This window comes from Bradyrhizobium betae (assembly GCF_008932115.1).
GTDB lineage: Bacteria > Pseudomonadota > Alphaproteobacteria > Rhizobiales > Xanthobacteraceae > Bradyrhizobium > Bradyrhizobium betae.
This window is the reverse complement of sequence record NZ_CP044543.1, coordinates 429,951-455,319: the sequence shown is the minus strand read 5'-3', so window position 1 is coordinate 455,319 and position 25,369 is coordinate 429,951. Positions and strand designations below refer to the sequence as shown.

General features: G+C 65.2%; 24 protein-coding genes. 12 read left to right on the top strand and 12 right to left on the bottom strand.

The window, feature by feature from the left end:
• Positions 1–13: 13 nt before the first annotated feature.
• The 5 genes from F8237_RS02355 (at position 14) to F8237_RS02335 (ending at position 4,656) form a co-directional block, all read left to right on the top strand.
• Positions 14–1,267 carry an ABC transporter substrate-binding protein gene (locus F8237_RS02355; protein ID WP_151642224.1) on the top strand — a complete coding sequence of 418 codons (1,254 nt, stop codon included), beginning with the start codon at positions 14–16 and terminating at the stop codon, positions 1,265–1,267.
• A 67-nt stretch (positions 1,268–1,334) separates the two neighbouring features.
• The gene (locus F8237_RS02350; RefSeq protein ID WP_015686818.1) at positions 1,335–2,198 is read left to right on the top strand and encodes a branched-chain amino acid ABC transporter permease; all 864 of its coding nucleotides are present in this window, start codon (positions 1,335–1,337) and stop codon (positions 2,196–2,198) included.
• A gap of 13 nt (positions 2,199–2,211) precedes the next feature.
• Positions 2,212–3,183 carry a branched-chain amino acid ABC transporter permease gene (locus F8237_RS02345; protein WP_151642223.1) on the top strand — a complete coding sequence of 324 codons (972 nt, stop codon included), beginning with the start codon at positions 2,212–2,214 and terminating at the stop codon, positions 3,181–3,183.
• Entirely contained in the window at positions 3,173–3,940 is a 768-nt protein-coding gene (locus F8237_RS02340; RefSeq protein ID WP_151642222.1) for an ABC transporter ATP-binding protein, read from the top strand. The genes F8237_RS02345 and F8237_RS02340 overlap by 11 nt, the downstream gene beginning before the upstream one ends.
• The gene (locus F8237_RS02335; RefSeq protein WP_151642221.1) at positions 3,937–4,656 is read left to right on the top strand and encodes an ABC transporter ATP-binding protein; all 720 of its coding nucleotides are present in this window, start codon (positions 3,937–3,939) and stop codon (positions 4,654–4,656) included. The genes F8237_RS02340 and F8237_RS02335 overlap by 4 nt, the downstream gene beginning before the upstream one ends.
• Here F8237_RS02335 and F8237_RS02330 read toward each other — a convergent pair.
• Entirely contained in the window at positions 4,638–5,312 is a 675-nt protein-coding gene (locus F8237_RS02330; protein ID WP_162005841.1) for a TetR/AcrR family transcriptional regulator, read from the bottom strand. The two genes, F8237_RS02335 and F8237_RS02330, sit on opposite strands and share 19 nt — an antisense overlap.
• Positions 5,313–5,419: 107 nt before the next feature.
• On the opposite strand from F8237_RS02330, the gene F8237_RS02325 reads away from it, so the two are divergent.
• Entirely contained in the window at positions 5,420–7,708 is a 2,289-nt protein-coding gene (locus tag F8237_RS02325) for an arylsulfatase (RefSeq protein ID WP_151642219.1), read from the top strand.
• 120 nt (positions 7,709–7,828) lie between these two features.
• On the opposite strand, the gene F8237_RS02320 is transcribed toward F8237_RS02325, so the two are convergent.
• The 3 genes from F8237_RS02320 to F8237_RS02310 form a co-directional block, all read right to left on the bottom strand.
• Complete coding sequence (locus F8237_RS02320; protein WP_162005840.1) at positions 7,829–8,392, bottom strand: invasion associated locus B family protein; 564 nt, start codon at positions 8,390–8,392, stop codon at positions 7,829–7,831.
• Positions 8,393–8,456: 64 nt separating this feature from the next.
• The gene (locus tag F8237_RS02315; protein WP_151642217.1) at positions 8,457–11,603 is read right to left on the bottom strand and encodes an efflux RND transporter permease subunit; all 3,147 of its coding nucleotides are present in this window, start codon (positions 11,601–11,603) and stop codon (positions 8,457–8,459) included.
• The gene (locus F8237_RS02310) at positions 11,600–12,772 is read right to left on the bottom strand and encodes an efflux RND transporter periplasmic adaptor subunit (RefSeq protein WP_151642216.1); all 1,173 of its coding nucleotides are present in this window, start codon (positions 12,770–12,772) and stop codon (positions 11,600–11,602) included. The genes F8237_RS02315 and F8237_RS02310 overlap by 4 nt, the downstream gene beginning before the upstream one ends.
• 380 nt (positions 12,773–13,152) lie before the next feature.
• On the opposite strand from F8237_RS02310, the gene F8237_RS02305 reads away from it, so the two are divergent.
• The 6 genes from F8237_RS02305 to F8237_RS02280 all read left to right on the top strand — a co-directional run bounded on the left by F8237_RS02305 (position 13,153) and on the right by F8237_RS02280 (position 18,961).
• The gene (locus F8237_RS02305; protein WP_063983861.1) at positions 13,153–13,392 is read left to right on the top strand and encodes a hypothetical protein; all 240 of its coding nucleotides are present in this window, start codon (positions 13,153–13,155) and stop codon (positions 13,390–13,392) included.
• A 227-nt stretch (positions 13,393–13,619) separates the two neighbouring features.
• Complete coding sequence (locus F8237_RS02300; protein ID WP_445432969.1) at positions 13,620–16,028, top strand: TonB-dependent receptor; 2,409 nt, start codon at positions 13,620–13,622, stop codon at positions 16,026–16,028.
• A gap of 2 nt (positions 16,029–16,030) precedes the next feature.
• Positions 16,031–16,720 carry a Fe2+-dependent dioxygenase gene (locus tag F8237_RS02295; RefSeq protein ID WP_015686806.1) on the top strand — a complete coding sequence of 230 codons (690 nt, stop codon included), beginning with the start codon at positions 16,031–16,033 and terminating at the stop codon, positions 16,718–16,720.
• Entirely contained in the window at positions 16,717–17,679 is a 963-nt protein-coding gene (exbB, locus tag F8237_RS02290) for a tonB-system energizer ExbB (RefSeq protein WP_151642214.1), read from the top strand. Before F8237_RS02295 ends, exbB begins: the two co-directional genes overlap by 4 nt.
• Before the next feature lie 3 nt (positions 17,680–17,682).
• The gene (gene exbD, locus F8237_RS02285; RefSeq protein ID WP_151642213.1) at positions 17,683–18,150 is read left to right on the top strand and encodes a TonB system transport protein ExbD; all 468 of its coding nucleotides are present in this window, start codon (positions 17,683–17,685) and stop codon (positions 18,148–18,150) included.
• A 16-nt stretch (positions 18,151–18,166) separates the two neighbouring features.
• On the top strand, positions 18,167–18,961 hold the full coding sequence (locus F8237_RS02280) for a TonB family protein (RefSeq protein WP_151642212.1): 795 nt from the start codon (positions 18,167–18,169) through the stop codon (positions 18,959–18,961).
• On the opposite strand, the gene F8237_RS02275 is transcribed toward F8237_RS02280, so the two are convergent.
• The 8 genes from F8237_RS02275 to F8237_RS02245 form a co-directional block, all read right to left on the bottom strand.
• Positions 18,949–19,374: a hypothetical protein gene (locus F8237_RS02275; protein WP_151650431.1), complete on the bottom strand. Its 426-nt coding sequence runs from the start codon at positions 19,372–19,374 to the stop codon at positions 18,949–18,951. The genes F8237_RS02280 and F8237_RS02275 overlap by 13 nt on opposite strands.
• Positions 19,375–19,439: 65 nt before the next feature.
• A complete protein-coding gene (locus F8237_RS02270; RefSeq protein WP_151642211.1) occupies positions 19,440–20,120 on the bottom strand; it encodes a site-2 protease family protein in 681 nt (226 codons plus the stop codon).
• A 109-nt stretch (positions 20,121–20,229) separates the two neighbouring features.
• Complete coding sequence (locus F8237_RS02265) at positions 20,230–20,622, bottom strand: GFA family protein (protein WP_151642210.1); 393 nt, start codon at positions 20,620–20,622, stop codon at positions 20,230–20,232.
• A gap of 3 nt (positions 20,623–20,625) precedes the next feature.
• On the bottom strand, positions 20,626–20,994 hold the full coding sequence (locus tag F8237_RS36780; protein ID WP_244626063.1) for a serine hydrolase: 369 nt from the start codon (positions 20,992–20,994) through the stop codon (positions 20,626–20,628).
• Positions 20,991–21,782: a serine hydrolase domain-containing protein gene (locus F8237_RS02260; protein ID WP_244626062.1), complete on the bottom strand. Its 792-nt coding sequence runs from the start codon at positions 21,780–21,782 to the stop codon at positions 20,991–20,993. The genes F8237_RS36780 and F8237_RS02260 overlap by 4 nt, the downstream gene beginning before the upstream one ends.
• Before the next feature lie 28 nt (positions 21,783–21,810).
• A complete protein-coding gene (locus F8237_RS02255; RefSeq protein WP_151642209.1) occupies positions 21,811–22,557 on the bottom strand; it encodes an SDR family NAD(P)-dependent oxidoreductase in 747 nt (248 codons plus the stop codon).
• Positions 22,558–22,574: 17 nt separating this feature from the next.
• On the bottom strand, positions 22,575–23,306 hold the full coding sequence (locus F8237_RS02250; protein ID WP_151642208.1) for an SDR family oxidoreductase: 732 nt from the start codon (positions 23,304–23,306) through the stop codon (positions 22,575–22,577).
• Between the two features lie 138 nt (positions 23,307–23,444).
• Positions 23,445–25,274, bottom strand: coding sequence for an IlvD/Edd family dehydratase (locus F8237_RS02245; RefSeq protein ID WP_151642207.1), 1,830 nt, complete (start codon positions 25,272–25,274; stop codon positions 23,445–23,447).
• Positions 25,275–25,369: the final 95 nt, after the last annotated feature.

Sequence of the window (25,369 nt, the reverse complement as noted above, 5' to 3'; positions counted from 1 at the left end):
GAGGTCTGATTTCATGAATTTGAAGCACGTCACCGGGCTGCTTTGCGCGGCCGCTATGTCCCTTGCGCTCGGCCCGAACGCGCACGCCCAGGACAAGGTCGTCAAGATCGGCGTGATCCTGCCGATGTCCGGCGGCACCGCCTCGATCGGCGCGCATGCCAAGGCGGCGATCGAGGTCGCCACCGACATCATCAACAACGCGCATCCGGAACTCGGCAATTTCACGCTGGCGAAGAACGCAGGGCTTGCCGGCCTCGGCGGCGCCAAGGTCGAGGTGGTGATCGCCGACAACCAGGGCAACCCGGCGACCGGCCAGAACCAGGCGCTGCGCCTGATCACGGAAGATAAGGTGGCCGCATTGTTCGGCTCCTATCAGTCCGGAGTCACGCTGACCACGAGCGCGATCGCCGAGAAATACGGCGTTCCCTTCCTGAACTCCGAATCGGTCGCCGCCAATCTCACCGAGCGCGGCTTCAAATGGTTCTTCCGCACCACGCCGATCGCCACCGACTTCGCCAGGATCTATGTCGACTTCCTCGCCGACATCAAGGCGCAGGGTGCCAAGACCGACAGCGTCGCGCTGGTTCACGACAACACCGAATACGGCAGCTCGGTCGCCAACACGATTGCGGGCGCTTTCAAGGACAAGGGCCAGCCGATCGCGCTCGACGTCGCTTATCCCGTCAACGCGACCGACGTGCAGGGCCAGGTGCTCCAGCTCAAGGACAAGAAGCCCGACGTCGTCATCATGATCAGCTACACGTCGGACGCGATACTGTTCGCCAAGACCATGCAGTCGCTCGACTACAAGCCGGCCGTGCTGCTGGCCGACGATGCCGGCTACTCCGATCCCTCCTTCACCAAGGCGGTCGGCAAGATCTCGCAGGGCGTCTTCAACCGCTCCTCCTGGGTCGTGGGCCCGTCGGGTTCGGCATCCGCTGTTATCGCCGACATGTACAAGAAGAAGAGCGGCGAGGAAATGGACGACACGGTCGCCCGGCAGATGCAGGGCTTCTTCGTGCTGGCCGAAGCCATCGACCGCGCCGGCTCGATCGAACCCGCCAAGATCCAGGCCGCGCTGAAGGCGACAGACCTGAAGCCCGAACAATTGATGATCGGCTACAAGGGCGTGAAGTTCGATGACAAGGGCCAGAACGTCCTCGCCTCAGGCGCCATCATCCAGCTCCAGGACGGCGAGAACTACGTCTCGGTGTGGCCGAAGACCAACGCCGAAAAGGCGCCGATGCTGCCCTACAAGGGCTGGTAAGGTTGCTTGAGGGCGGGACCGCGCGTCCCGCCTTTCCGTGGGTGATTTGATCAGAGCAACGCAGCTCATGTCCTTTGTCCTCGTGCAGGTGATCGTCGGCGGGCTTCTGCTTGGCGCCGTCTACGCCCTGTTTTCCTCGGGCCTCACACTGGTGTGGGGCATGATGAACATCGTCAATTTCGCCCATGGCGATTTCGTCATGCTCGGCATGTACGTCGCTTATGTCGTCTACACGCTGATGGGGGGAGGGCCGCTCCTCGGTGCGCCGCTGGCGACGCTGGTGCTCGCGACCGTCGGCGTCGTGGTCTATTTCGCCCTGATCCGCGACATCATGAAGGGGCCGATGCTGGCGCAGATCCTCGGCACCTTCGGGCTCGCGCTGCTGCTGCGCTATTCCGTGTTCTGGTGGTTCGGCGCCAATTTCCTGTCGATGCCGCCGAACATCGTCGGCGGCACCTATGCGTTTGCCGGCCTGCGCATCGAGGCCTCGCGACTGCTGGCCGGCGTGGTCGCGCTGCTGGTGACGCTGGGCCTGCATCTGCTCCTGACGCGCACCTCGCTCGGCTCGAAGATGCTGGCGGTGGCGGAGGATCAGACCGCCGCGCAGCTCATGGGCATAAGGCCAGACACCATGCAGGCGATCGCGTGGGGCATCGCGGCGGGCGCCACCGGCCTTGCCGGCGCGCTGATCGCGAACTTCTTCTACATCGTGCCGACGGTCGGCGAGACGCTCGGCATCGTCGCCTTCGTCACGGTGTCGCTCGGCGGCTTCGGCAGCGTGCCGGGAGCGCTCGTCGCAGGCCTGTTGATTGGTGTGATCGAGTCGCTGTCAGGCTATTTGATCGGCGCGGTCTACAAGGACATCGTCGTCTATGTGCTGTTCCTGCTCTTCCTCTGGTTCCGGCCGCAGGGCTTGATGGGCAAGACCTGATGAGGAAGATGTGATGCGGCGCCTGATCTGGCTCTCGGTGGTCGCAGCGCTGGCGATCGCCTATCCGCTGCTGCTGTCCTCGCCGTTCCAGCAGCGGCTCGGCGCGCTGGTGCTGCTCTATGCCATCGCTGCGTCCGCCTGGAACATCGTCGGCGGCTATGCCGGGCAGGTGTCGGTCGGCCATGTCGTGTTCTTCGGCTGCGGCGCCTATGCCGCGATGGCCTCCTACGCCAAATTCGGCCTGTCGCCGCTGTTCGGCATTCCCGGCGGCATCGCGCTGGCGGTGGGGCTCGCCGCGATCATCGGCGTTCCGACGCTGCGGCTGTCAGGCCATTATTTCAGCATGGCGACCATCGCGGTCGCCGAGACGGTCCGGCTGATCGTGACCAACACCGAATGGCTTGGCGCGGCGGTCGGCCTTTCCGGACCGACCGTGCCACGCAACGTCTTCGATCTCTCGTTCCTGTCGTCGCTGCCGTACTACTATCTGTTCCTCGCGGTGCTCGTGATCACACTGCTCGTTACGTGGTGGATGACCAACAGCCGGATGGGATTTTATCTGCGGGCGATCAAGGATTCCGAGCGTGCCGCGCGTTCGCTGGGTGCTCCGGCCGCACGCACGAAACTCTACGCCTACATGCTGAGTGCAGCGCTCACGAGCGTGGCCGGCGCGCTCTATGCGATGATGTTCGGCTTCGTCGATCCCGAGTCCGGGCTCGGCATCCTGATTTCGGTGAAAATCCTGATCATGGCGGCGCTCGGCGGGGCAGGGCTGCTGTTCGGGCCGCTGGTGGGAGCCGCGATCCTCGTGCCACTGGAGGAGATCTCCAACAGCTGGCTCGGCGGCAAGGGCGCCGGGCTCACCTTCGTGCTCTATGGCGCGATCATCGTGCTGATCGCGCGCTTCCAGCCGGGCGGCCTGCTGGCACTGTTCACGCGCCGCAGCAAGCCGAACACCGACACGGGAGCCGGCCATGCTCCTTGAGGCGCGCGGGATCACCAAGGCATTCGGCAGCTTCAAGGCGGTGGACGATGCCTCCGCGACGCTGGAGCAGGGCGACATCCTCGGCCTGATCGGGCCGAACGGCGCCGGAAAATCCACCTTCTTCAATTGTCTCACCGGCGACCTCAAGACGACGTCGGGACGCGTGCTGTTCGAAGGGAGCGATATCACCGACTTTACGCCGGAGCAGCGCGCGGGCCTCGGGCTCGCCCGCACCTTCCAGGTGCCGCAGACCTTCGAGGGCATGACGGTGCTGGAAAACGTCATGATCGGCGCGTTCCTCCGCACCTCGCATCGCAAGGAGGCTGAGACAAAAGCACGCGCCGTGCTGGAACGTGTCGGCATGATCAGGCTTGCGGATGCGCCGGCGCGCTCGCTCGGCACGCCCGGCCGAAAGCGGCTGGAGATCGCGCGCGCGCTCGCGACCGAGCCGAAGGTGCTGCTGCTCGACGAAGCCATGGCCGGACTCAACGCGCATGAGGTGAAGCTCGCGATCGATCTCGTGCGTGACATTCACCGCTCGGGCATCACGCTGGTCATCGTCGAGCACATCATGGAAGTGATCATGTCGCTGGCGAGCCGCGTGATGGTGTTCCACCAGGGCAAAGAGATCGCCCGCGGCTCGCCGCGCGACGTCACCTCCAACCCCGCGGTGATCGAGGCTTATCTCGGCAAGCGCGCGGCCAAGGCGGCCGCCGGCCATACGCCGGTCGAGCTGATGGGCGGGCCGGACCTATGAGCGGAGCGCTTCTCAGAATCGAGCACCTCGAAGTGCGCTACGGCGACCTCATCGGTGTCTCCGACGTCTCGCTGGAGGTGCCGGAGGGCAGCGTCGTCGCGCTGCTCGGCTCCAATGGCGGCGGCAAGACCACGACGCTGAACGCGATCGCCGGTCTCATTCCCGTGCATTCCGGCTCGATCAGCTTTCGCGGCGAGGACATTGCGGGCCAGAAGGCCTTTTCCATCGTGCGCAAGGGTCTGGCGCTGTCGCCGGAGGGCTGGCGGCTGTTCGTGCAGCAGAGCGTCGAGAACAACCTCATGCTCGGCGCCACGCCGCTGCATGACAAGTCGCGCCAGTCCACGCTGCTCGAGCGCGTCTACGAGTTCTTCCCGCGCCTGAAGGAGCGTCGCAACCAGCGTGCCGGCACCATGTCCGGCGGCGAGCGGCAGATGCTGGCGGTCGGCCGCGCGCTGATGAGCGATCCGAAGCTCCTGATGCTCGACGAGCCGTCGCTCGGCCTTGCGCCGGCGGTGGTCGAGTCCATGTACGAGACCTTCGGCCGCCTGCATCGCGAGGGCCTGACCATCCTGCTCGCCGAGCAGTCGATCGAGCTGGCGCTGGAGGTGTCGGATTTCGCCACCGTGCTCCAGGTCGGCAAGAGCGTGCTGTCCGGCACGGCTGCGGCGCTGGCGGATGACCCGCAGGTGCAGAAGGCTTATCTCGGGGTGGACTGATCGGCTTCCGCTCGGAGCAGCGATAAAAGACAGCCGGCGAGCCGCGTCTCCATCTCTTTCGACGAGAGCGACAGCGGGCCGGGATCGTTGAGGATCGCGTTCACCAGCGTGCCCAGCACAACCTGAAAGCCGAACGCGATGGTGCGGGTCTTGGCGGCCTTGCGGCCCTTGCCCATGGCCGGCAGCAGGAACGGAGTGGCGCGCATCGTGGACGCTTTTGCCAGCGCCTTGAACGGCGACCATGTGTCCGGGCGGGTGTCGTCGTGCTGGAGCGCGGCGCGCAGCACGCCCTCGTGGTTGCGCATCCAGGCGATGATGCCGCTGACGATGATGGTGCAGAGCTTGTCGAGGCTTGTATCCGGTGACGGTGACCTGATCTCGCCGAGCCGTTGCTCGCCGTCGCGCGCAGCCAGCGCCATCAGCGCGTTGAAATAGGCCTCTTTGCTCTCGAACCGGCTGTAGAAAGCGCCGACGGTGGCGCCGACCTCGGTGCAGAGCACCTCGATCGACAGTTCGGCAAGGCTCCGCGTTCGCAGCATGTCGGCGCCGGCGCGCAGCAGTGCCAGTGTCGTCTCCCGGCTGCGCTTCTGCCGCGACGGGGCGACGCCCGGCAGCTCGAAATCGCGAAACCCGGCATCGTCCGGCGAGGACCGCATCAGCGCTTGCATCCGTGTTAAATCATAATCATAATTCTGATTATAATTTAAGCGCGAACGGGCCGCGGGTCAACCGTGCGGTTCACGCGGCAAACAGGGAGGAGCAGATGAGCGCAGGCAGCGGCACGCCGTTTCGCGGCACCGTCGGCAGGACGGTTGCGGAGTCGAAGCCCTGGTGGCCGGAGGCGGCGAGGCCGCCGGAGGGCGCGCCGAACATTCTGGTCGTGCTGTTCGACGATGTCGGCTTCTCCGATTTCGGCTGCTACGGCTCGGCGATCAGGACGCCGTCTATCGACAGGCTCGCCGCGGAAGGCCTGCGCTACAGCGGTTTCCACACCACGGCGATGTGCTCGACGACGCGCGCGGCGCTGCTCACCGGACGCAATCATCATTCGGTCGGGGTCGGGTGTCTCGCCAATTTCGATTCCGGTTATCCCGGCTACCGCGGCAAGATCGCGCGCGAGGCGGGGACGCTCGCGGAGATGCTGCGCGTGCACGGCTATCGCAACTACATGATCGGGAAATGGCACGTCACGCCGCTGACCGAGAGCGGAGCCACCGGTCCGTTCGACGGCTGGCCGCTCGGGCGCGGCTTCGATCGGTTCTACGGCTTCCTCGACGCCGAGACCGACCAATATGCGCCGGAGCTCGTCTCGGACAACACGCATATCAATCCTCCGGGCAGCTACGCCGACGGCTATCATCTGACCGAGGACCTGATCGACCAGTCGATCCGCTTCATCGGCGATCATGTCGCCGATCGCCCCGACGTGCCCTGGCTGACCTGGGTCGCGCTCGGGGCCTGCCACGCGCCGCACCAGGCGCCGATGGATATCATCCGCAGCTACGATGCCTCCTTCGCGCACGGCTGGGACGTCGAGCGCGAGCAGCGGCTGGCGCGCCAGAAGGTGCTGGGGCTGGTGCCGCCGGATACGCGGATGCCGCCGCGCAACGACGGCGTGAAGGCCTGGGAGGAGCATTCGGCCGACGAGCGGCGCGTCTTCACGCGCCTGCAGGCGGCCTTCGCCGGCATGCTCGATCATTCCGACCGGCATCTGGCCCGGCTGGTCGCGTTCCTGGAAACCGCCGGCATCCGCGACAACACGGTGATCATCGTGATGTCCGACAATGGCGCGAGCCAGGAGGGCGGGCCGCTCGGCTTCGTCAATGCGATGGGGCCGTTCAACTTCAAGCCGGAGCCGATCGCGGAGAAGCTTGCCCGCATCGACGAGATCGGCGGGCCCGACACGCACAGCAATTTTCCGCATGGCTGGGCGATGGCCTCGAACACGCCGCTGCGGCGCTACAAGCAGAACACCCATGGCGGCGGCATCCGCGATCCCTTCGTCATCAACTGGCCGAAGAAGATCGCAGGCCAGGGCGAGTTGCGGCACCAGTTCGTCCACGCCTGCGACCTTGCGCCGACTTTGCTCGAACTGATCGGCATCGCGGCGCCCGCCGAGATCGCGGGCTGTGCGCAGATGCCGCTGGAGGGCGAGAGCTTTGCGCGCTCGATCGCGAATGCCGCGGCGCCGTCGAAGAGCTCACCGCAATATTTCGAGATGTTCGGCCATCGCGGCCTCTGGCAGGACGGGTGGAAGGCAGTCACGTTCCATCCGTCGGGCACGCCGTTCGAGAGCGACAAATGGGAGCTGTTCCATCTCGACGAGGACTTTTCCGAAACCAACGACCTCGCGGCCAAGGAGCCGGAGCGTCTGGCCGCGATGATCGCGACATGGTGGGCGGAGGCCGAGACGCGCAACGTGCTGCCGCTCGACGACCGGTTCGGGCCGCGCTTTGCCGAAAACGCCGCGCGCTTCCACGGTGCGCGGCATCATTTCGTCTTCCACGCCGGCATGGGCCACGTGCCGACCGACGTCGCCCCCGACGTGCGCAGCCGCAGCTACACGATCGAGGCGCATGTCGAGATCGGCGAGCAAGGTGCGGACGGCGTACTGATCTCGCATGGCGATGCGACATCGGGCTACAGCCTCTACGTCAAGGACGGTCAGCTCGTGCACGATCTGAACATCGGCGGCAGCCATCAGATCGTGCGCTCGGAGCGCAAGGTGCCGTCAGGTGCGCGGCGGCTCGGCGTGCATGTCGAGCGTCTGGTGCGCAAGGAGCCGCCGGCGCAGGGCTCGCGCACGGGCATTACCGAATACACGCTGCTGATCGACGGCGAGCCGGCCGGATCGCTGCAGACCCAGCTCGGCTTCCACACGCTGATCTCGTGGTCCGGCCTCGACATCGGCCGAGACCGCGGCAGCCCGGTGTCGCATTACGAGGCGCCGTTCGAATTCGCCGGACGGCTGCTGCGCGTCACGGTCACCATGCACAACGACCAGAAGCTCGACGGCGACGCCGTCGGCAATGCGCAGATGGCGCGGCAGTAGGAGTAAACCGGTGTCATGCCCCGCGAAGGCGGGGCATCCAGAACGCCGCGGCCCATCGGTCCAATCACCGGCGCTGGTGGAATACTGGATCGCCCGCTTCGCGGGCGATGACAGTATCCGTTACTTGATCTTGTCGTAGGCGGCCGCGAAATCGCCCAGCGGCATCGGGATCGCGATGGTCTCCTTGGCCATGTTCTGGAAAGAGACCTTCAGCTGCTTGCCTGACTTCAGGCTCGCGAGCAGGTCGGCTGCGATCGGGGTCGAGGCGTAGCAGCCGCGGTTCTCGCAGGTCTGGATCTGGAGATCGACCGTCTTGCCCTCGTCGACCTGCAGCTTGGCGCCGACGGGCAGGTTGAGGCCGAGCGGCAATTGCAGCAGCGCCACCGGCGTGCGGGTGTCGGGCGCGATACGGATGTTGATCAGGACGATGGTCTGGCCGGTCTTGGTCAGCACCGCGTTCTGCTCGATCGCGCATTCGAGCGGCGCGTCGCGGCTGGGGCTGGTGCAACGCGCGACCCAACCGGCCTGCTGCGCGGGTGCACCGTCAGCCTGCGGCTGCGTCGGGGCAGGTGCGGGCTGTGCGGCGGGCGCAGCATTCTTCCTGGCGCCCTGCTGGGCATGGGCCGCACCTGTCGACAACAGCAGTGCAGCGGCAAGGGCGACAAGTCGGAATTGCATGGGCATGGCGAAACCGCGTTGGCGTGAACCGGGGGCCTCGCTGTAGCGTCGTGGCCGCCGAGGTGCAAGCCTACTCGGCGGCTTCCTTGACGCTGCCGTGCTCGGGCGTCTCGTGGCCTTCGCCGTCGCCCGAACGGCCCCAGCCCGAGAACCAGTTGTTGAGCTGGTCGAGATAGAGATAGACGACTGGCGTCGTGAACAGCGTCAGCGCCTGGCTGACGATCAGGCCGCCGACCATGGCGTAGCCGAGCGGCTGGCGGATCTCGGCGCCGGTGCCGTGACCGAGCATCAGCGGCACGCCGCCGAGCAGGGCTGCCATCGTCGTCATCATGATGGGGCGGAAGCGCAGCAGCGCGGCCTGGCGGATCGATTGCTCCGGCGTCTTGTGCTCGTCGCGTTCGGCGGCGATGGCGAAGTCGACCATCATGATGCCGTTCTTCTTCACGATGCCGATCAGCAGGATGACGCCGATCAAGGCAATGAGGCTGAACTCGAAGCCGGCCGCCATCAGGATCGCGAGCGCGCCGACGCCGGCCGAGGGCAGGGTCGACAGAATCGTGATCGGGTGGATGTAGCTCTCGTAGAGAATGCCGAGGATCAGATAGACCACGACCAGCGCGGCGAGGATCAGCAGCGGCACGGTGCCGAGCGATTGCTGGAACGCCTGCGCGGTGCCCTGGAAGCTCGAATTGAGCGTCGGCGGGGCGCCGAGATCGGCCATCGCCTTCTGCACGGCCTCCGTAGCCTGGCCGAGCGCGATGCCCTGCGCGAGGTTGAAGCTGATCGTGATCGCCGGGAACTGGCCCTGGTGGCTGATCGAGAGCGGCCGGACCGGATCGGTGCTCCAGGTCGCGAACGTCGACAGCGGCACCTGGTCGCCGGTCAGCGGCGAGCGCAGATAGAGCTTGTTCAGGCTCTCGAGATTGCCCTGCATCTCCGGCAGGATTTCCAGGATCACCTTGTAGGTGTTGAGCTGGGTGAAATACTGCGTGACCTGGCGCTGTCCGAAGGCGTCGTAGAGCGTGTCGTCGATCAGCTGCGGCTGGATGCCGTAGCGCGCCGCGGTGTCGCGGTTGATCTTGAGCTGGACCGTGGTGCCCTGGGTCTGCTGGTCGGTGGCGACGTCGCGCAGTTGCGGCAGCGTCGCCATCTTGGCGAGGATCTTCGGCGCCCAGTCGTTGAGCTCGGTGAGATCGGCGTCCTGCAGGGTGAACTCGAATTGCGTACGCGTCGGCCGGCCGCCGAGCCGGACGTCCTGCGCCGCCTGCATGTAGAGGCGGGCACCGGATACCTTCTCGAGCTGTGGACGCAGCCGCGCGATGATCTGCTGCGCGGACGCATCGCGGTGGTCACGCGGCTTCAGCGTGATGAACATGTTGCCGTTGTTGCCGGCACGGCCGCTGCCGCCGATGTTCATCGCCACCGACGCGACGTCGGGATCGGCGAGCACGATCTTGCCGAGCTCGACCTGGCGGCGCTGCATCTCGGCGAACGAGATGTCCTGCGAGGCTTCCGAGGTCGCGGTGATCAGGCCGACGTCCTGCTGCGGGAAGAAGCCCTTCGGGATCAGCACGAACAGATAGACCGACAGGGCCAGGGTCGCGAAGAAGATGACAAGCGTGGTGCGGCGCCAGGCCAGCGCATGGTCCAGGCCCCATTCGTAGCCGCGCAGCATCGCGTCGAAGCCGCGTTCGCTCCACTGGTAGAACTTGCCGTGGGTCACTTCGCCATGCGAGCGCAGGAAGCGCGAGGCCATCATCGGCGTCAGCGTCAGCGACACGAACATCGAGACGAAGATCGTCATCGCCAGCACCACGGCGAATTCGCGGAACAGCCGGCCGATGATGCCGCCCATCAGCAGCAACGGGATCAGCACCGCGACCAGCGAGATGCTGATCGAGACGATGGTGAAGCCGATTTCCTTCGAGCCCCGGAAGGCCGCGGCCATCGGCGTTTCGCCTTCCTCGATGTAGCGCGTGATGTTTTCCAGCATCACGATGGCGTCGTCGACGACGAAGCCGACCGCGATCGTGAGCGCCATCAGCGACAGATTGTCGAGCGAATAGCCCCAGACCCACATCAGGGCGCACGCGCCGAGCAGCGCCAATGGCACCGTGATGGTGGGAATCACCGTCGCCCAGAAGCTGCGCAGGAAGATGAAGATCACCATGACCACGAGGGCGATGGTCAGCAGCAGCGTGAACTGGACGTCCTCGACCGCGGCGCGGATGGTCGTGGTGCGGTCGCTGATCACCTCGATCTTGATCGCGGGCGGGATCGCGGCGACGAGGCGGGGCAGCGTCGCCTTGATCCGGTCGACGGTCTCGATGACGTTGGCGCCCGGCTGCTTGAACACGACCAGGAACACGCCGCGCTTGCCGTTGGCCCAGGCCGCCTGCTTGGCGTCCTCGGGGCCGCTGACCGCCTGGCCGATGTCGCGAATCCGCAACGGACCGCCGTTGCGATAGGCGATGATGACGTCGTTCCAGTCCTTGGACTGGGTCAGCTGGTCGTTGGCGTAGATCGTGTAGGCGCGCTTCGGCCCGTCGATGTTACCCTTCGGGCTGTCGACCGTGGTGATCGCGATCTGGCTGCGCACGTCCTCGAGCGACAGGCCCTTGGCGACGAGCTTGGCCGGGTCGATCTGAATGCGGATCGAGGGTTTCTGCTGGCCGCCGATGAAGACCTGCGCGACGCCGGAGAGCTGGCTGATCTGCTGGGCGAGCTGGGCGTCGACCGCGTCGCTGACGCTGGTCAGCGGCATCGTCTCCGAGGTTGCCGACAGCAGCAGGATCGGCGCGTCGGCCGGGTTGACCTTGCGGTAGGTCGGCGGCGAGGGCAGGTTCTTCGGCAGCTGGCCGCTGGCGGCGTTGATGGCGCCCTGCACGTCGTTCGCGGCGCCGTCGATGCTGCGGTTGAGGTCGAACTGGATGGTGATCGACGCGGTACCCAGATAGCTCGTCGACGTCATCTGGGCGATGCCGGGGATCTGGGCGAATTGCCGCTCCAGCGGCTGCGCCACCGACGAGGCCATCGTCTCGGGGCTGCCGCCCGGCAGATTGGCGGTGATCTGGATGGTCGGGAAGTCCACCTGCGGCAGCGGCGCGACCGGCAGCAGGGGATAGGCGACGAGACCGACGAAGAGAATGCCGGCCATCAGCAGCGAGGTGCCGATGGGATAACGGATGAAAGGTGCCGAAATCCCGCCCGCGTTCATTCCTGTCGTACCTTGTTCTGGCTTGGATCCGAGCTCGCCACGGCCGTCGAGACGAGGCTCCCGGGCTGCACCTTGAACTGGCCGCCGGTGATCACCTGCTGCCCCGGGGTCAGCCCTTCATCGACGACCGAACGACCGTCGATGGCGTAGCTGACCTTGATCTTGTGCACTTCAGCCTTGTTGTCCTGATTGACCGTGTAGGCGTAGAGGCCGTTGGTCGAATGCTGAACCGCATCGTCCGGGACCACGGTCGCGTCCTTCAGGGTGCGCACCAGAAGGCGCGTCGAAACCGACTGACCGGGCCACAGCGCGTGGTCCTTGTTGTCGAACACCGCCTTGAGCCGAATAGTCCCGCTGGTCGTGTCGACCTGGTTGTTGATGACCGCAAGCTTGCCTTCGGCCAGCGTCTTTTTCCCGTCGGTCGTGAAGGCGATCACCCTCAGCACGCCGGCCTTCTGGCCCTCGCTGATGTAGGGCAGCTGGTCTTCCGGCGCTGTGAAGATCACCGAGATCGGTTCGACCTGCGAGATCGTGACGATGCCGGTCTGTGTCGATGCGTTGACGATGTTGCCGACGTCGACCAGACGCAGGCCGGCGACGCCGGTGATCGGCGCCTTGATCTGGGTGTAGTCGAGCTGGGTCTGGGCGTTGGAGATGGCAGCTTCGTCGGCGGCGATCTGCGCGGTGAGCTGGGCGACGGTGGAGCGCTGGGTATCGACCCGCTGCGCGGTGGCGAATTCGCCGAGCTTCATGGCGCGCTGCAGCTCGAGATTGGCGTTGGCCAGATTCGCTTCGTCCTGCGACTTCTTGGCCTTGGCCTGGTCGAGCGTGGCTTGATAGGGGCGGGGATCGATCGAGGCCAGAAGCTCGCCTTCTTTGGCGATCTGGCCTTCGGTGAAGGCGATCTTGTCGATCTGCCCGTCGACGCGAGTCCGGACTTGTACGGTGTTGAAGCCGGCAACCGTGCCGAGGCCGGTCAGGTAGACCGGGAAATCGACCTTCTGGACCGGTGAAACGCTGACGGGGACGGCGGACGGGCGCGGCGGCCCTTTCTGGGCGGTCTGGGCTTTTCCGCTCTCGGGCGAGCCGTATTTCTGCCAACCATAGTAGCCCGCGGAGGCCACGGCCGCGATGATCAGAATCCAGAGGATCGGCCGTGATGTCTTCATATCGGCTCGCATGCCCAAAGTTACGAATTATGGGCCAATCATAAGGTTCCAGCGCGCTTCTATAATACACGCCAAGTTCGAGTGTAAACAGCACTATCGGCTGAGAATCCTAAACAATTCGAAAGCTTTGCACTGCCTAGGCAGCCCTTTGGCGAAGCAGTGTGCAGTGCTGCATTTTCCCGTGACGAACGATCAGCGAGCAAAGCTCGTGCAATGCTCGGAACCGGTGTGGGCGGGGGCATATCGCGTCGTCGGCAAAGCCTGCTCCGGCGGTGAACGCGACGGCTGGCGTGAGAACGGTTCTAAACCGCCAACGCGGCGTTTCGGTTGTCAGGAAAATCTGCATCGGTCATATCGGCCCGCCACAACGGGAGCGCAGGATGGACGAGCTGAACGGCAAGCTGATCGCGTGTCAGATTCTGATCACGGGTCTGATCGCGCGCGTCGCCAACGAGCAGCGCGATCCCTTGCGCTTCCTCACCGACTTCCGCGACGAGATCAAAGCGGTCGTCGGCGGCGTCAACATCGCCGGCATGGACAATTCCGATCGCGTGCGCGCGGTTGCGCAGAAGACCGTCGACGAATTGTTCTCGCTGATGAAGCCGCCGAGCAGCGATTGACGTCGCGCGCACGACGCCGGTTTTCGCTGCGTTTTTCGCGTTCGATTTAGAACGACTCCAATCTCGATTTAGAACCGTTTCAAACTGAAGTTTAGAATCGTTTTGATCTGGACTTATTCAAGGGTTCTCGCGGCTTGCTCGCATTGACCCGCTATTTTGCCGCCGATACCAACAGCTTCATCGTTCGTCGAAGTGAACGAACGAACTGGAATATGGGGCGTGTTGAAATGGGGCAGGTGTTGGCACCGAGGTCGTTGCGTTCGGTCGCAGCGTTCGACTTGATGGATGAAAAGTCGTCGGCAGGTTCCGGCAAAACGGTGTCGGCGGTCGCGAGCTTGATCGCGGTGGCGTCGGTGTCGACCGGCGCACAGGCGCAGCAATCGAACCTGCCGCCGGTGACGGTCGATGCTCCCGTTGAGCGTCCGCGCCCGGCAGCCTCGAAGCCGACCGCGGATCAGGTTCGCGCGCGCAATGCGCTGCGCCGCGCCGCACAGCGCCAGCAGGCTCAGCAGGCCGCAGCCGTCACGCCGGGTGCCGTCGGAGCCGCAGACCGCAATCCCTATGCGGATCCGGCCGCGCCCTACAAGGTCGACCGCGTCCAGGCCTCGGGCAAGTTTCCCGAGCCTCTGCTGAACACGCCGAAGTCCATCACCGTGCTCAGCAAGGAAGTGCTCGAGGACAAGAATGCCACCTCGCTGAGGGAAGTCGGTCGTTCGACCGCCGGCGTGACTCTCGGCTCGGGCGAAGGCGGCAACGCGTTCGGCGACCGCTTCTTCATCCGCGGATTCGACGCGCGCAACGACGTCTTCATCGACGGCATCCGCGATCCCGCGGTGTCCATCCGCGAGAACTTCTTCACCGAGCAGCTCGAGATCCTGCGTGGCCCGGCCTCGTCCTATGCCGGCCGCGGCACCGCGGGCGGCGCCATCAACATCGTCACCAAGCAGGCGACCGATCGCAACTTCCAGAACGCCGAGACGACGTTCGGCACCGACATGACCAAGCGCGTCACGATCGACGTCAACCAGGTCATCGACCCCACCTTCTCGGTGCGTGCCGGCGGCCTGTTCCAGGACGCCAACGTTGCCGGCCGCAACTTCGTGACCGACAATCGCTGGGGCACTTTCATCTCGACCAAATACGCCCCAACCAAAGACTTCAAGATCACCACGAACTACGTCCACACCGACCTCAGCGGCTACCCGGACTTCGGCGTGCCCTATTACAAGCAGGGCAACGTGCCGGCCACCGAAGCGGGCATTCCGCGCGGGACCTGGTACGGCCTTCTCAATCGCGACTTCCAGACTGCGCGGCAGGATTTCGGCACGCTCACGGCCGAGTACAAGCCGACCAACAACATCACCCTGACCAGCCGGACTCGCATGGAGCAGTCGACGCTGGAATATATCGGCACCCTGCCGCAGTCGCCCATCACGACCAATCCTGATCCGACGAAGTGGACCGTTACCGCGAGCGCGCAGAGCCGCAACCAGTGGGTCGACGTGATCGCCAACCAGGAAGACGCCACGTTCAAGTTCGACACGGGGCCGGTCAAGCACACGGCGGTGACCGGGCTCGAGGTCTCGAACGAGCGTATCGGAATCGGCCGCTACAACGGGCTTGCGTCCGAAGTGAACGGAAGCGGCTTTACCAGCAATGGTGCCTTGACGCTGCAGAACATGTACTCGCCGGGCTACACCTACACTCCCGGCCCGTTCAACCCCGTGCTGACCGGCGATCCGACCCGCTACAACGTCGACAGCGGCGCCGTCTACGCGATGGACACTGCGAATTGGGAAGACACCATCATCGTCAACGGCGGCGTGCGCTGGGACAGCTACAAGCTGAAATCGTCGATTGCGGCTGCGTCGAGCAGCGTCGACTCGGCCTTCGTCAACTACAACGCCGGCATCGTCTACAAGCCTGTTCCGATCGGCAGCCTCTATGCGGCCTATGCGACCTCGACCAATCCGTTCGGTTCCGAGCTTGACGCGACCGGTACGGATTACGGCTCGTCTCCGCCGACCGGCACGACGATCCTGGGGCCCGAGCAGAACAAGGCCGCGGAAGTCGGCACCAAATGGGAGCTGCTGGACCGTCACCTGCTGGTGAGCGGCGCATTGTTCCACACCACCAAGGACAACGCCCGCGAGACCGTCGGCACGACGCTGACCTCGGGCGCGGCCTACCGGATCCAGGGTATCGATATCGAGGCCAGTGGCAAGCTGACCGATCGCTGGAGCATCTTCGGCGGTATCGTGCTGATGGACTCGAAGGTCACCAAGAGCAACATCGCCAGCAATGTCGGCCTGCAGCTCGCCAACGTCGCGCATCAGTCGTTCAGCTTGCTCACGAAGTACAAGTTCGACGGCGATTGGGAGGTCGGCGGGCAGGCGGTGTTCCGCTCCAAGGTCTACGGCGGAACCTTCGGCGCCAACACCGGCACGCTGATCCCGAGCTACTGGCGCTTCGACGCGTTCGTCGAGAAGAAGATCGACAAGAACTGGACCATGAAGTTCTACGCGCAGAACCTCACCAACAAGCTCTACTATGACACGCTCTATCGCAGTGCGACGCCGTTCGTGGCGGTCGCGCCGGGACGGGCGTTCTACATCGTAACGTCGGCGAAGTTCTGATCATGTTGACGTGCCTGCCTGGCGTTCTGAGCAAAGATGATGTGGCGGATTTCCGCCGCATCATGGACGCCAGCGATTGGGAAGACGGCCGCTCGACTGCGGGGGCGCAGTCGGCCATGGTCAAACGCAACGAGCAATTGCCGCCGGATGGCGAGGTCGCGCGCAAGCTCGGCAACCGCATCATCTCGGCGCTGACGTCGAACCCGCGCTTCATCGCGGCAGCGATACCGCTGCAGATCTTCCCGCCGCTGTTCAACCGCTACGCTGCGAGCGGCGGCCACCATTTCGGCCTGCATGTCGACAATGCGATCCGCGGCGACCGCCTGACCGGCCTTCGCATCCGCACAGACCTCTCGGTCACGCTGTTCCTCGCCGAGCCGGAGGAATACGACGGTGGCGAACTTGTGATCGAGGACACCTACGGCTCGCACGAAGTCAAGTTGCCAGCGGGCGACTGCGTGCTCTATCCCTCGACCAGCCTGCATCTCGTGACGCCGGTGACGAGGGGGGCGCGGGTTGCGTCTTTCTTCTGGCTTCAGAGCATGATACGGGACGATCAAGCCCGGAGCATGATCTTTGACCTCGACACCGCGATTCAGGCGCTGGTGGAACGGCTCGGGCGAGACGATCCCGAAACGGTCAAATTGACGGGTATCTATCACAACCTCATTCGCCACTGGGCCGAAGTATGAAGATCATGTCCTTCCGAGCAAGCCTTGCCGCAGCCGTCATGCTGGCGGCCGCCTGGCTCGCATTCCCTGTTTCTGCCCAGCAACCAGCCCCGTCCGCGGCAGCGCCGTCATCGACGCCGGCGGCGGCCGGTCAGGCGGCTGCGCCTTCGACCACGGCACCTGCGGTTGCCGCCCCGACGGCGCCTGGAACGCCTTCCGCTGCCTCCGCACCGGCGGACGGGACGCCGGGCGAGCCGGGCGGCCGTTCGCTGAAGCCGGCCGCGCCGGTCATGAAGGAATTGTCGCCCTGGGTGATGTTCATGTCGGCCGACATCATCGTGAAGGCGGTGATGATCGGGCTCGCCTTCGCGTCGCTGACGACATGGGCCGTCCTCATCGCCAAATCGATCGAGCTGTCGGTTGCTTCCGCCAAGCTTCGTTCGGCATTGAAGAAGGTTTCGGAAGCGCGCTCGCTGGCGGAGGCGCAGATGGCGCTCGGCGCCAAGCAGGGGGTGTTGCCGGCCTTCCTCGCGTCAGCGCTGCGTGAGGCGCGGATGTCGGCAGGTATCTCCAGCGATGCCGGCATCAAGGAGCGCGCCGCCTCGAGCTTCTCCGAGATCGTGCGCGCCGAGGGTCGGCGCATCCGGATCGGCATGGGCGTGCTGGCGACCATCGGCTCCACGTCGCCCTTCGTCGGCCTGTTCGGCACGGTCTGGGGCATCATGAACAGCTTCATCGGCATCTCGAAGTCGCAGACCACCAACCTCGCCGTGGTCGCGCCTGGTATCGCCGAGGCGCTGCTCGCCACCGCGATCGGCCTCGTCGCCGCGATCCCCGCCGTCATCATCTACAACCACTTCTCGCGCGTGACGAAGGGCTATCTCGAGCTCGTCAGCCGCGCCTCGGGCGCGGCGGCGCGGCTGCTGTCGCGCGATCTCGACCGCAGCCACGGCAGCGTGCATACGCGCGCGGCGGAGTGAGCCATGGCCGTATCGATCACGGACAACGATGACGACGACGATTTCAACGAAACGCATGACATCAACGTCACGCCGTTCATCGACGTCATGCTGGTGCTGCTGATCATCTTCATGGTCGCGGCTCCGTTGTCGACGGTCGACCTGCCGATCGATCTGCCGACGTCGACATCGACGCCGCAGAAGAAGCCCGACAAGCCGACCTATGTCAGCATCAAGCCGGATCTTTCGGTGGCGATCGGGGAGAATTTCGTCAAGCGCGTCGACCTCGTCAGTGCGCTCGACAACACGCCGGACATGAGCAGGGACAAGTACATCTTCCTGCGCGCCGATCGTGCCGTGCCGTACGGCGAACTGATGGCCGTGCTGGAGTTCCTGAACAAGGGAGGCTATTCCAAGGTCAAGCTGGTGACGCTGGAAGGTGTCCCGGGGGCAGCGCCGCAGGGCGCGCCGGCGGAAGCACCGAAGCCGTGACGAAGGCCCGACGCCGATGTCCGAATACGAACTGAAACCGTCTCGCAAGCTGTGGCTGTTCGCCGCCGTGGGAGCGCTCGCGCTGCATCTGGGCGGCGCCGCCCTGGCGCTGGCCTATCTGCGCAACGAAGAACCGGATTTCATCGCGGATCCGCAGGGCATCGAGGTTGGACTCGAGTCAATGTCGCCCAATGGCGAACCCAGCGAATTGCCGCCTGGGCCTGACTCGAACGAGTCGGTGGCCTCGCCCGAGCTGACCCAGCAGAAGGCCGAGCTCAAGGAGAGCAGCCTGCCCAAGGACGTCCCGATGGAGGTCGAGGAGGCCGATCGGGCCGTGACGCTGAACGAGACCAAGAAGCCGGTCGAGGAGGAGACCAAGGAATCGGTCGTTCCCACGGCCGCCTCGGTGGCCTCGCCCGCCGCCGAAGCGACGGCGATGCCGACCTCCGATGCGGAGAAGAAGAGCGACCGCTCGGTGCGCATTCGCCAGGGCTGGGAAAAGGACCTGGTCGCGCATCTCGACCGGCACAAGCGCTATCCAAAGGGCCTGTTCAAGGCGGCCGAGCTCTCGGTTCGGCTGACGCTCGACCGGCTCGGCCACGTGGTCGAGGTTGCCATCGAAAAAGGCTCGGGCGATGCGGCGTTCGACGAGGCCGCCATCGGAATGGTCAGGCGCTCCGACCCCGTCCCGACCCCGCCGGCGCTCGTTGCCGACGAAGGGCTGACCTTCGTGTTGCCGGTGCTGTTCAGGAAGAACGAGAAGGGCGCCAAGGCCGAGGCCGCAGCGCGGCCCTCGACTCAGCGCCAGTAGAGCCGGATCGCGACGTAGACCACGACCAGGCAGGCGAAGATCAGCGCCACCGGGAGCGGCCGTTTCTGGGTCCCGCCGAACGTGGCCGACACGAAGGAGGCTGCCGTTTTCTTCGGCTTGGGCGCGGGGCGCCGGAAAGCGGTAACATTGTCCGCCGCTGGCTCGGCCGCGCGCGTCTGGATGTCGGGCGCGGTTCCCGCACCGCCCATCTCGGCATAGTAGGCCTTGTAGATCGCGCCAATGGTGGCCTCACCGGCCTCGCCCTCGCTCATCTGCGCCAGCAGGTTCTTGTAGCTCGCGAGGAACTCCTGCGCCTCCGGAGGCAGAGCGGACGACCCGTTGAGCTTGGCCATCATCTTCCAGGTGGCGAAATCGGCGCGGGCACGGGTGTCGGCGCGTCGCGCGATCAGCATATCGGCAGCTTTGACCAAGTCGGCCTCTGGCCCTTCGGCTTGTGTGTTCGGATGTCGCTGTTCAACTACGCATTGCCGGTCAGAAAGAGAACAGCCTGAATCACATAACCGGTCAACGTTCGCAGTATTGCTGAAATAACATCAAGATTTAGACCGAACTGCGAGCCGGCCAAAGGCAGCAGGATCAGGAGGGCGATCAGGATCATCATCCCGAACGGCTCGAGGCGCGCCAGCGGCAGGGCGAGCGGGCGGGGCAACAGCCCGACCGCGACGCGCCCGCCGTCGAGCGGCGGTATCGGCATCATGTTGAAAACCGCCAGGACCGCGTTGATGAGGATCGCGTTCTTGAGGTTGTCTTCTATCCACTGCGCCGAACCGGCGGGGATCCAGGGCAGGGCGTGAGCTGCAAGACCCGCTGCGAGCGCCAGCAGTATGTTGGTGCCGGGCCCGGCCAGCGCCACCCAGACCATGTCGACCCTGGGGTTGTTGAGGTTGCGATAATTCACCGGCACCGGCTTGGCGTAGCCGAACAGGAACGGCGAATGCGCAAACAGCAGCATCGCCGGCAGGATTACGGTGCCGAACGGATCGATGTGGCGGAGCGGGTTGAAGCTGACGCGGCCGAGCTGCCAGGCCGTGTTGTCGCCGAGCCGGTGCGCGACGAAGGCGTGCGCGGCCTCGTGGAAGGTGATCGCGAGCACGAGCGGCAGCACCCACACCGAGAGGTCATAGACATTGATGTTCACGGCTGGTCCGTCCCGGTTGTGTCTGCGGCCTTGCAGACGACCCGGCCGAACCGGCGGTGCAGCAACGCTTCAGCTCAACATAGGGTGGCCGGTGCCGAAATGCCACGCTCTATGCCGGGATCGTACCCTGATATTGCGTCAGGCCGTCGTCGAGCTTCAGCCACGCGAGCTTCTCCGACACCCAGATGTGCTCGGTCGGCGCAAAGGCGTTGCGATCGTCGAACGTTGTGAGCGCCACGCCCGCCAGCGTGCCGTTGCGGCGCCACGAGAACAGCCGGGTGCCGCAGCGCTTGCAGAACACGCGGTCGATGGCCTCGGACGAGGCATAGCGCGCGGTCTCGCCCTCGACCGTGAGGGCGCGCTGGTCGAACTGGGCTCGGGCGAAGTAGGGCGAGCCCATCGCCTTCTGGCACATGCGGCAATGGCAGATGCGGACGTTGAGCGGCTCGCCCTCCGCCTTGAACCGCACCGCGCCGCAGAGGCATCCACCTTCCCGGGTCATGGCTCAGGCCACCCGCCATTCGCCGACCTGGCGCGCCATGTTCCAGTTGAGCTGGTCGAGATCGCTATCCATGTTGGTATTCTCGCGCCTGGTGTTGGTGAAGGCGGCCCAGCAGAAGCCGCCATGGGTTCGGACCGCAATGGTGCTGGTGCCCGGCAGGCTGCCATTGTGCCACCAATTGTCTGACTTGTTGACGCAAAATCCCTTGGCGTAGTCCGGGCTGTAGCTCGGCGCGGTGGTCATCGTCTCGATGGTACGCGGCCGCAGGATGTTCGCCGGACGCGCATAGCCGTCCACATGCATCAGGAACTGTACGAGGTCGGTCGGCGTCGCGATCCAGCCGCCATGGGAATCCATTCGCCTGACATTCATGTCGTAGGGGCCTTCGCCCCGGCTGTAATAGACCACTTCGCCAGCCTGACGCTGATCGCGGGTGTTGCCGCGATCGTCATATCGGTGACGCCACAACGGCCGAGCACCTCGGTGCGGACGTGCTCGGCATAGTGTCGGCCGGTGAGCTTTTCGATGACGCGGCCCAGCACGCAATAGCCGAAATTGGAATAGGCGTAGTGCTGCCCCGGTGGACGGTCCAGCGGCCGGTTGGCCAGCGTCCAGGTGATGAGTTGCGCGTGATCCATGTGCGGGTGCGTGAACATGGGATCGCGGTTGTCGTTGCTCCAGCCGCCGCCGGTATGCGTCAGGAGATTTTCGAGCGTGATCTGCTCGATGCCGGGCGAGTAGGGTGGCGCGCCATAATCGGTACCGAGCAGCGCGCCGGGGCCGAACACGCGGTCGGTGAGCTTGACGCGATTCTCCTCGATCAGCCGGAACAGCGTCACCGAGGTGATCATCTTGCTGACACTGGCGATGCGAAACAGATGCTGCGGCGTCGCCGCTTCGTTCTGCTCGCGATCGGCAATGCCGAAGGCGGCCTGATGGACGATTGCACCCGCATAGCCAATCGCGACGGAGAGCGCCGGCACCTCGTATTTGTCCATGAAGGCCTGCGCCAGCCGACCCATCGCATTGCGCTCGGCCGGCGAGGGCGCGCGGATGCTCGGCGGGTTGGGCGCGGGCTGCGCCAGCGCACGGTGCCAGAGCAGCGGCAATGCGCACGCGCCGGCTGCGAGCTTAACGATATCCCGACGTCCAGGCTGCATGGTCCGCCTCCTCGGGCGGCCAAGGTCTTCAGTAGGTCGCCCGTCCCCCGGAGATATCAAACACCGCGCCGGTGGAGAAGGCACAATCCTGGGATGAGAGCCACGCCACCATCGCCGCTAGCTCTTCCACCAGCACGAAGCGGCCCTTCGGGATCTTCGACAGCATGAAGTCGATATGCTGCTGCGTCATCTGGTCGAAGATCGCGGTCTTCGCCGCCGCCGGCGTCACGGCGTTGACGAGAATGTCGTGTGCCGCAAGCTCCTTGCCGAGCGACTTCGTCAGCGCGATCAGGCCGGCCTTGGAGGCCGAGTAGTGCGCGGCGTTGGGATTGCCTTCCTTGCCGGCGATCGAGGCGATGTTCACGATCCGCCCGTATTTCTGCGCGAGCATCGCGGGCACGATCGCCTTGCAGACGATGAAGGGGCCGTCGAGGTTGATACGCAGCACCTTGCGCCATTCCTCCAGATCGGTCTCCCAGACCGGCTTGTTGACGCCGGCGATGCCGGCATTGTTGACGAGGATGTCGACCTTGCCGAAGGCCTTGAGCGTGGCATCGCGGGCCTGCTCGACGGCCGCGGTGTCGGTGACGTCGACCTTGAAGACCTTGGTGTCGCCGCCGACGTCCTTGGCCGTCTTCTCGGCGAGCGCCGAGTCGAAGTCCCAGATCGCGACCCTGGCGCCGGAGGCGACGAAGCGCTCGGTGATGGCGCGGCCAAAGCCCTGGGCGCCGCCGGTGACGATGGCGACGCGGCCGTTGAGATCGATCTTGTTCATGCTGGCGGCCTCTGGCGTCAGAGCATGTAGCCGCCGTCGACGACGAGGTCGACGCCGGTGGTGAAGGCGCTCTCGTCGCTGCCGAGATAGACCGCCATGGAGGCGATCTCCTCGGCGGTGCCGAGCCGGCCCATCTTCTGGCGGGAGATGAACATGTCCTTGCCCTGCGGCCCTTGCGCGGCGGCGCGATCGAGCATCGAGGGGGTCTCGACGGTGCCGGGGCAGATCGAGTTGCAGCGGATGCCCTTGGTGATGAAGTCGAGCGCGACGGCGCGGGTCAGCAGCGACACCGCGGCCTTCGACGCGCTGTAGACGTAGCGGTTGGCCGGCGGCCGCAGCGCGGCGCAGGACGAGATGTTGACGATGCTGCCGCCGCCGCCCGCCAGCATGTCGGGCAGGAACGCCCTGATGGTCCGGTGCATCGACTTGACGTTGAGGTCGAACGAGAAGTCGAAATCCTCCTCCGAGCACTCCAGGATGGTGCCGTGATGCACGAAGCCGGCCGCGTTGAGCAGGATGTCGACCTTGCCGATGCGCTTGGCGAAGGCGTTGACGTCGGCGGTGTTGCGGACGTCGAGCTTGGCGACCTCGGCGATGCCGTCCTTGGTGAGGCCCGCGATGCCGGCTTCGTTGATGTCGGTGGCGATCACGGTCGCGCCTTCACGCGCGAATGCGATGGCGCACGCGCGCCCGATGCCTGCTGCCGCTGCCGTGACGACGGCGCGTTTTCCCTTGAGGCGGTCTGCCATTGTTTTCTCCTTTGAATTGTCTGTCGCCATTCCGGGGCGCGCCTCTTGGCGCGAGCCCGGAATCTATTTCGCGACGGGGTCTATGGCATGATGGATCCCGGGCTCGCGACTTCGTCGCGCCCCGGAATGACAGTCGTTCTAGTGATTATCCCGCGCCACACCGAACGTGCCGGCGACGTTCTGGTAGCGCGTGGCGAGCTCCATGCAGGCGCCGGTCGATTGCTGGCCGACGGTGTTGCGATAGATCTCCTGCCACGGCGTCTGGTTCGCCGGATGCTTGAAGCCGCCATTGGCCATCAGCTCGGCGTGGCGCTTCTTCAGCTCCTCGTCCGAGATCAGGATGTTGGCGCTGCCCTTGTTGAGGTCGATGCGGACCTTGTCGCCGGTCTTGAGGATCGCAAGCCCGCCATTGGCGGCCGCTTCCGGCGAGGCGTTCAGGATCGAGGGCGAGCCCGAGGTGCCGGACTGGCGGCCGTCACCGATGCAGGGCAGCGCGAGGATGCCGCGTTTGATCAGCGCCGCCGGCGGCTGCATGTTCACGACCTCGGCGCCGCCGGGATAGCCGATCGGTCCGGTGCCGCGGACGAACAGCATGCAATTCTCGTCGATGTCGAGCGAGGCGTCGTCGATCCGCGCGTGGTAGTCCTCCGGTCCCTCGAACACGATGGCGCGGCCCTCGAAGGCATTCAGGTCCTTCGGGTTGCTGAGATAGCGGTCGCGGAATTCCTTGGAGATCACGCTGGTCTTCATGATCGCGGAATCGAACAGATTGCCCTTCAGCACCAGGAAGCCGGCGTCCTTCACCAGCGGCTTGTCATAGGCCCAGATCACGTCGTTGTCGGGCTTGGGCGCATCCTTGCAGTTCTCGCCGATGCCGCGGCCATTCACCGTGACCGCGTCCTCGTGGATGCGCTTGTGCTTCATCAATTCGCGCACCACGGCCGGCACGCCGCCTGCGCGGTGGAATTCCTCGCCGAGATAGAAGCCGGCCGGCTGCATGTTGACCAGCAGCGGCACGTCGTGGCCGACCTTCTGCCAATCCTCGATCGACAGCTCGACGCCGATGTGGCGGGCCAGCGCGTTGATGTGGATCGGCGCGTTGGTCGAGCCGCCGATCGCCGAGTTGATGACGATGCAGTTCTCGAACGCCTTGCGGGTCAGGATGTCCGAGGGCTTGAGGTCTGCCCAGACCATCTCGACGGCGCGTTTCCCCGTCTCGTATGCGATCTGGCCGCGCTCGCGATAGGGCGCGGGGATCGCGGCACAGCCCGGCAGCGAGAAGCCGAGCGCTTCGGCGAGGCCGTTCATGGTCGACGCCGTGCCCATGGTGTTGCAATGGCCGACCGAGGGCGCCGAGGACGCCACGATCTCCATGAACTCCTCGTAGTCGATCTCGCCGGCGGCGAGCCGCTCGCGCGACTTCCAGACGATGGTGCCGGAGCCGGTGCGCTCGCCGGCATGCCAGCCGTTCAGCATCGGGCCGCCCGACAGCACGATCGCGGGCAGGTTCACGGTCGCGGCCGCCATCATGCAGGCGGGCGTGGTCTTGTCGCAGCCGGTGGTCAGCACCACGCCGTCGAGCGGATAGCCGTAGAGGATCTCGACCAGGCCGAGATAGGCGAGGTTGCGGTCGAGCGCCGCGGTCGGGCGCTTGCCGGTCTCCTGGATCGGATGGGTCGGGAATTCCATCGCGATGCCGCCGGCCTCGCGGATGCCTTCGCGGACGCGGTGCGCCAGCTCGATATGGTGGCGGTTGCACGGGGAGAGGTCGTTGCCGGTCTGGGCAATGCCGATGATCGGCTTGCCGGACTGCAGCTCGGCGCGGGTGAGGCCGTAATTCAGGTAGCGCTCCATATAAAGCGCGGTCATGCCCGGATTATGCGGGTTGTTGAACCATTCCTGGGAGCGGAGGTGGCGGCGAGCGCCGTTGCTGGCGGGCGCATGCCCATTGGTTGGGTTTTTTGTCATTGGTTTCTCCTGCAATGCAAACGCACTGGCGTCGGGGGCTCAGCTTCGGCTGGTGCGATGCCCAACGGCGCGGTCGATGGTTCAAAGGCCCGTTT

Excerpts from the sequence above, each read along its gene's own strand:
- F8237_RS02330 (WP_162005841.1), bottom strand. The coding sequence starts at position 5,312 with ATGCGGTCCTCGCCGGACGATGCCGGGTTTCGCGATTTCGAGCTGCCG.
- F8237_RS02280 (WP_151642212.1), top strand. The coding sequence starts at position 18,167 with ATGTCCGAATACGAACTGAAACCGTCTCGCAAGCTGTGGCTGTTCGCC.
- F8237_RS02295 (WP_015686806.1), top strand. The coding sequence starts at position 16,031 with ATGTTGACGTGCCTGCCTGGCGTTCTGAGCAAAGATGATGTGGCGGAT.
- F8237_RS02305 (WP_063983861.1), top strand. The coding sequence starts at position 13,153 with ATGGACGAGCTGAACGGCAAGCTGATCGCGTGTCAGATTCTGATCACG.
- F8237_RS36780 (WP_244626063.1), bottom strand. The coding sequence starts at position 20,994 with ATGAATGTCAGGCGAATGGATTCCCATGGCGGCTGGATCGCGACGCCG.
- F8237_RS02310 (WP_151642216.1), bottom strand. The coding sequence starts at position 12,772 with ATGAAGACATCACGGCCGATCCTCTGGATTCTGATCATCGCGGCCGTG.
- F8237_RS02315 (WP_151642217.1), bottom strand. The coding sequence starts at position 11,603 with ATGAACGCGGGCGGGATTTCGGCACCTTTCATCCGTTATCCCATCGGC.
- F8237_RS02245 (WP_151642207.1), bottom strand. The coding sequence starts at position 25,274 with ATGACAAAAAACCCAACCAATGGGCATGCGCCCGCCAGCAACGGCGCT.
- F8237_RS02275 (WP_151650431.1), bottom strand. The coding sequence starts at position 19,374 with ATGCTGATCGCGCGACGCGCCGACACCCGTGCCCGCGCCGATTTCGCC.
- F8237_RS02320 (WP_162005840.1), bottom strand. The coding sequence starts at position 8,392 with ATGCCCATGCAATTCCGACTTGTCGCCCTTGCCGCTGCACTGCTGTTG.
- F8237_RS02350 (WP_015686818.1), top strand. The coding sequence starts at position 1,335 with ATGTCCTTTGTCCTCGTGCAGGTGATCGTCGGCGGGCTTCTGCTTGGC.
- exbB (WP_151642214.1), top strand. The coding sequence starts at position 16,717 with ATGAAGATCATGTCCTTCCGAGCAAGCCTTGCCGCAGCCGTCATGCTG.
- F8237_RS02260 (WP_244626062.1), bottom strand. The coding sequence starts at position 21,782 with ATGCAGCCTGGACGTCGGGATATCGTTAAGCTCGCAGCCGGCGCGTGC.
- exbD (WP_151642213.1), top strand. The coding sequence starts at position 17,683 with ATGGCCGTATCGATCACGGACAACGATGACGACGACGATTTCAACGAA.
- F8237_RS02335 (WP_151642221.1), top strand. The coding sequence starts at position 3,937 with ATGAGCGGAGCGCTTCTCAGAATCGAGCACCTCGAAGTGCGCTACGGC.
- F8237_RS02355 (WP_151642224.1), top strand. The coding sequence starts at position 14 with ATGAATTTGAAGCACGTCACCGGGCTGCTTTGCGCGGCCGCTATGTCC.
- F8237_RS02340 (WP_151642222.1), top strand. The coding sequence starts at position 3,173 with ATGCTCCTTGAGGCGCGCGGGATCACCAAGGCATTCGGCAGCTTCAAG.
- F8237_RS02345 (WP_151642223.1), top strand. The coding sequence starts at position 2,212 with ATGCGGCGCCTGATCTGGCTCTCGGTGGTCGCAGCGCTGGCGATCGCC.
- F8237_RS02265 (WP_151642210.1), bottom strand. The coding sequence starts at position 20,622 with ATGACCCGGGAAGGTGGATGCCTCTGCGGCGCGGTGCGGTTCAAGGCG.
- F8237_RS02325 (WP_151642219.1), top strand. The coding sequence starts at position 5,420 with ATGAGCGCAGGCAGCGGCACGCCGTTTCGCGGCACCGTCGGCAGGACG.
- F8237_RS02300 (WP_445432969.1), top strand. The coding sequence starts at position 13,620 with ATGGGGCAGGTGTTGGCACCGAGGTCGTTGCGTTCGGTCGCAGCGTTC.
- F8237_RS02250 (WP_151642208.1), bottom strand. The coding sequence starts at position 23,306 with ATGGCAGACCGCCTCAAGGGAAAACGCGCCGTCGTCACGGCAGCGGCA.
- F8237_RS02255 (WP_151642209.1), bottom strand. The coding sequence starts at position 22,557 with ATGAACAAGATCGATCTCAACGGCCGCGTCGCCATCGTCACCGGCGGC.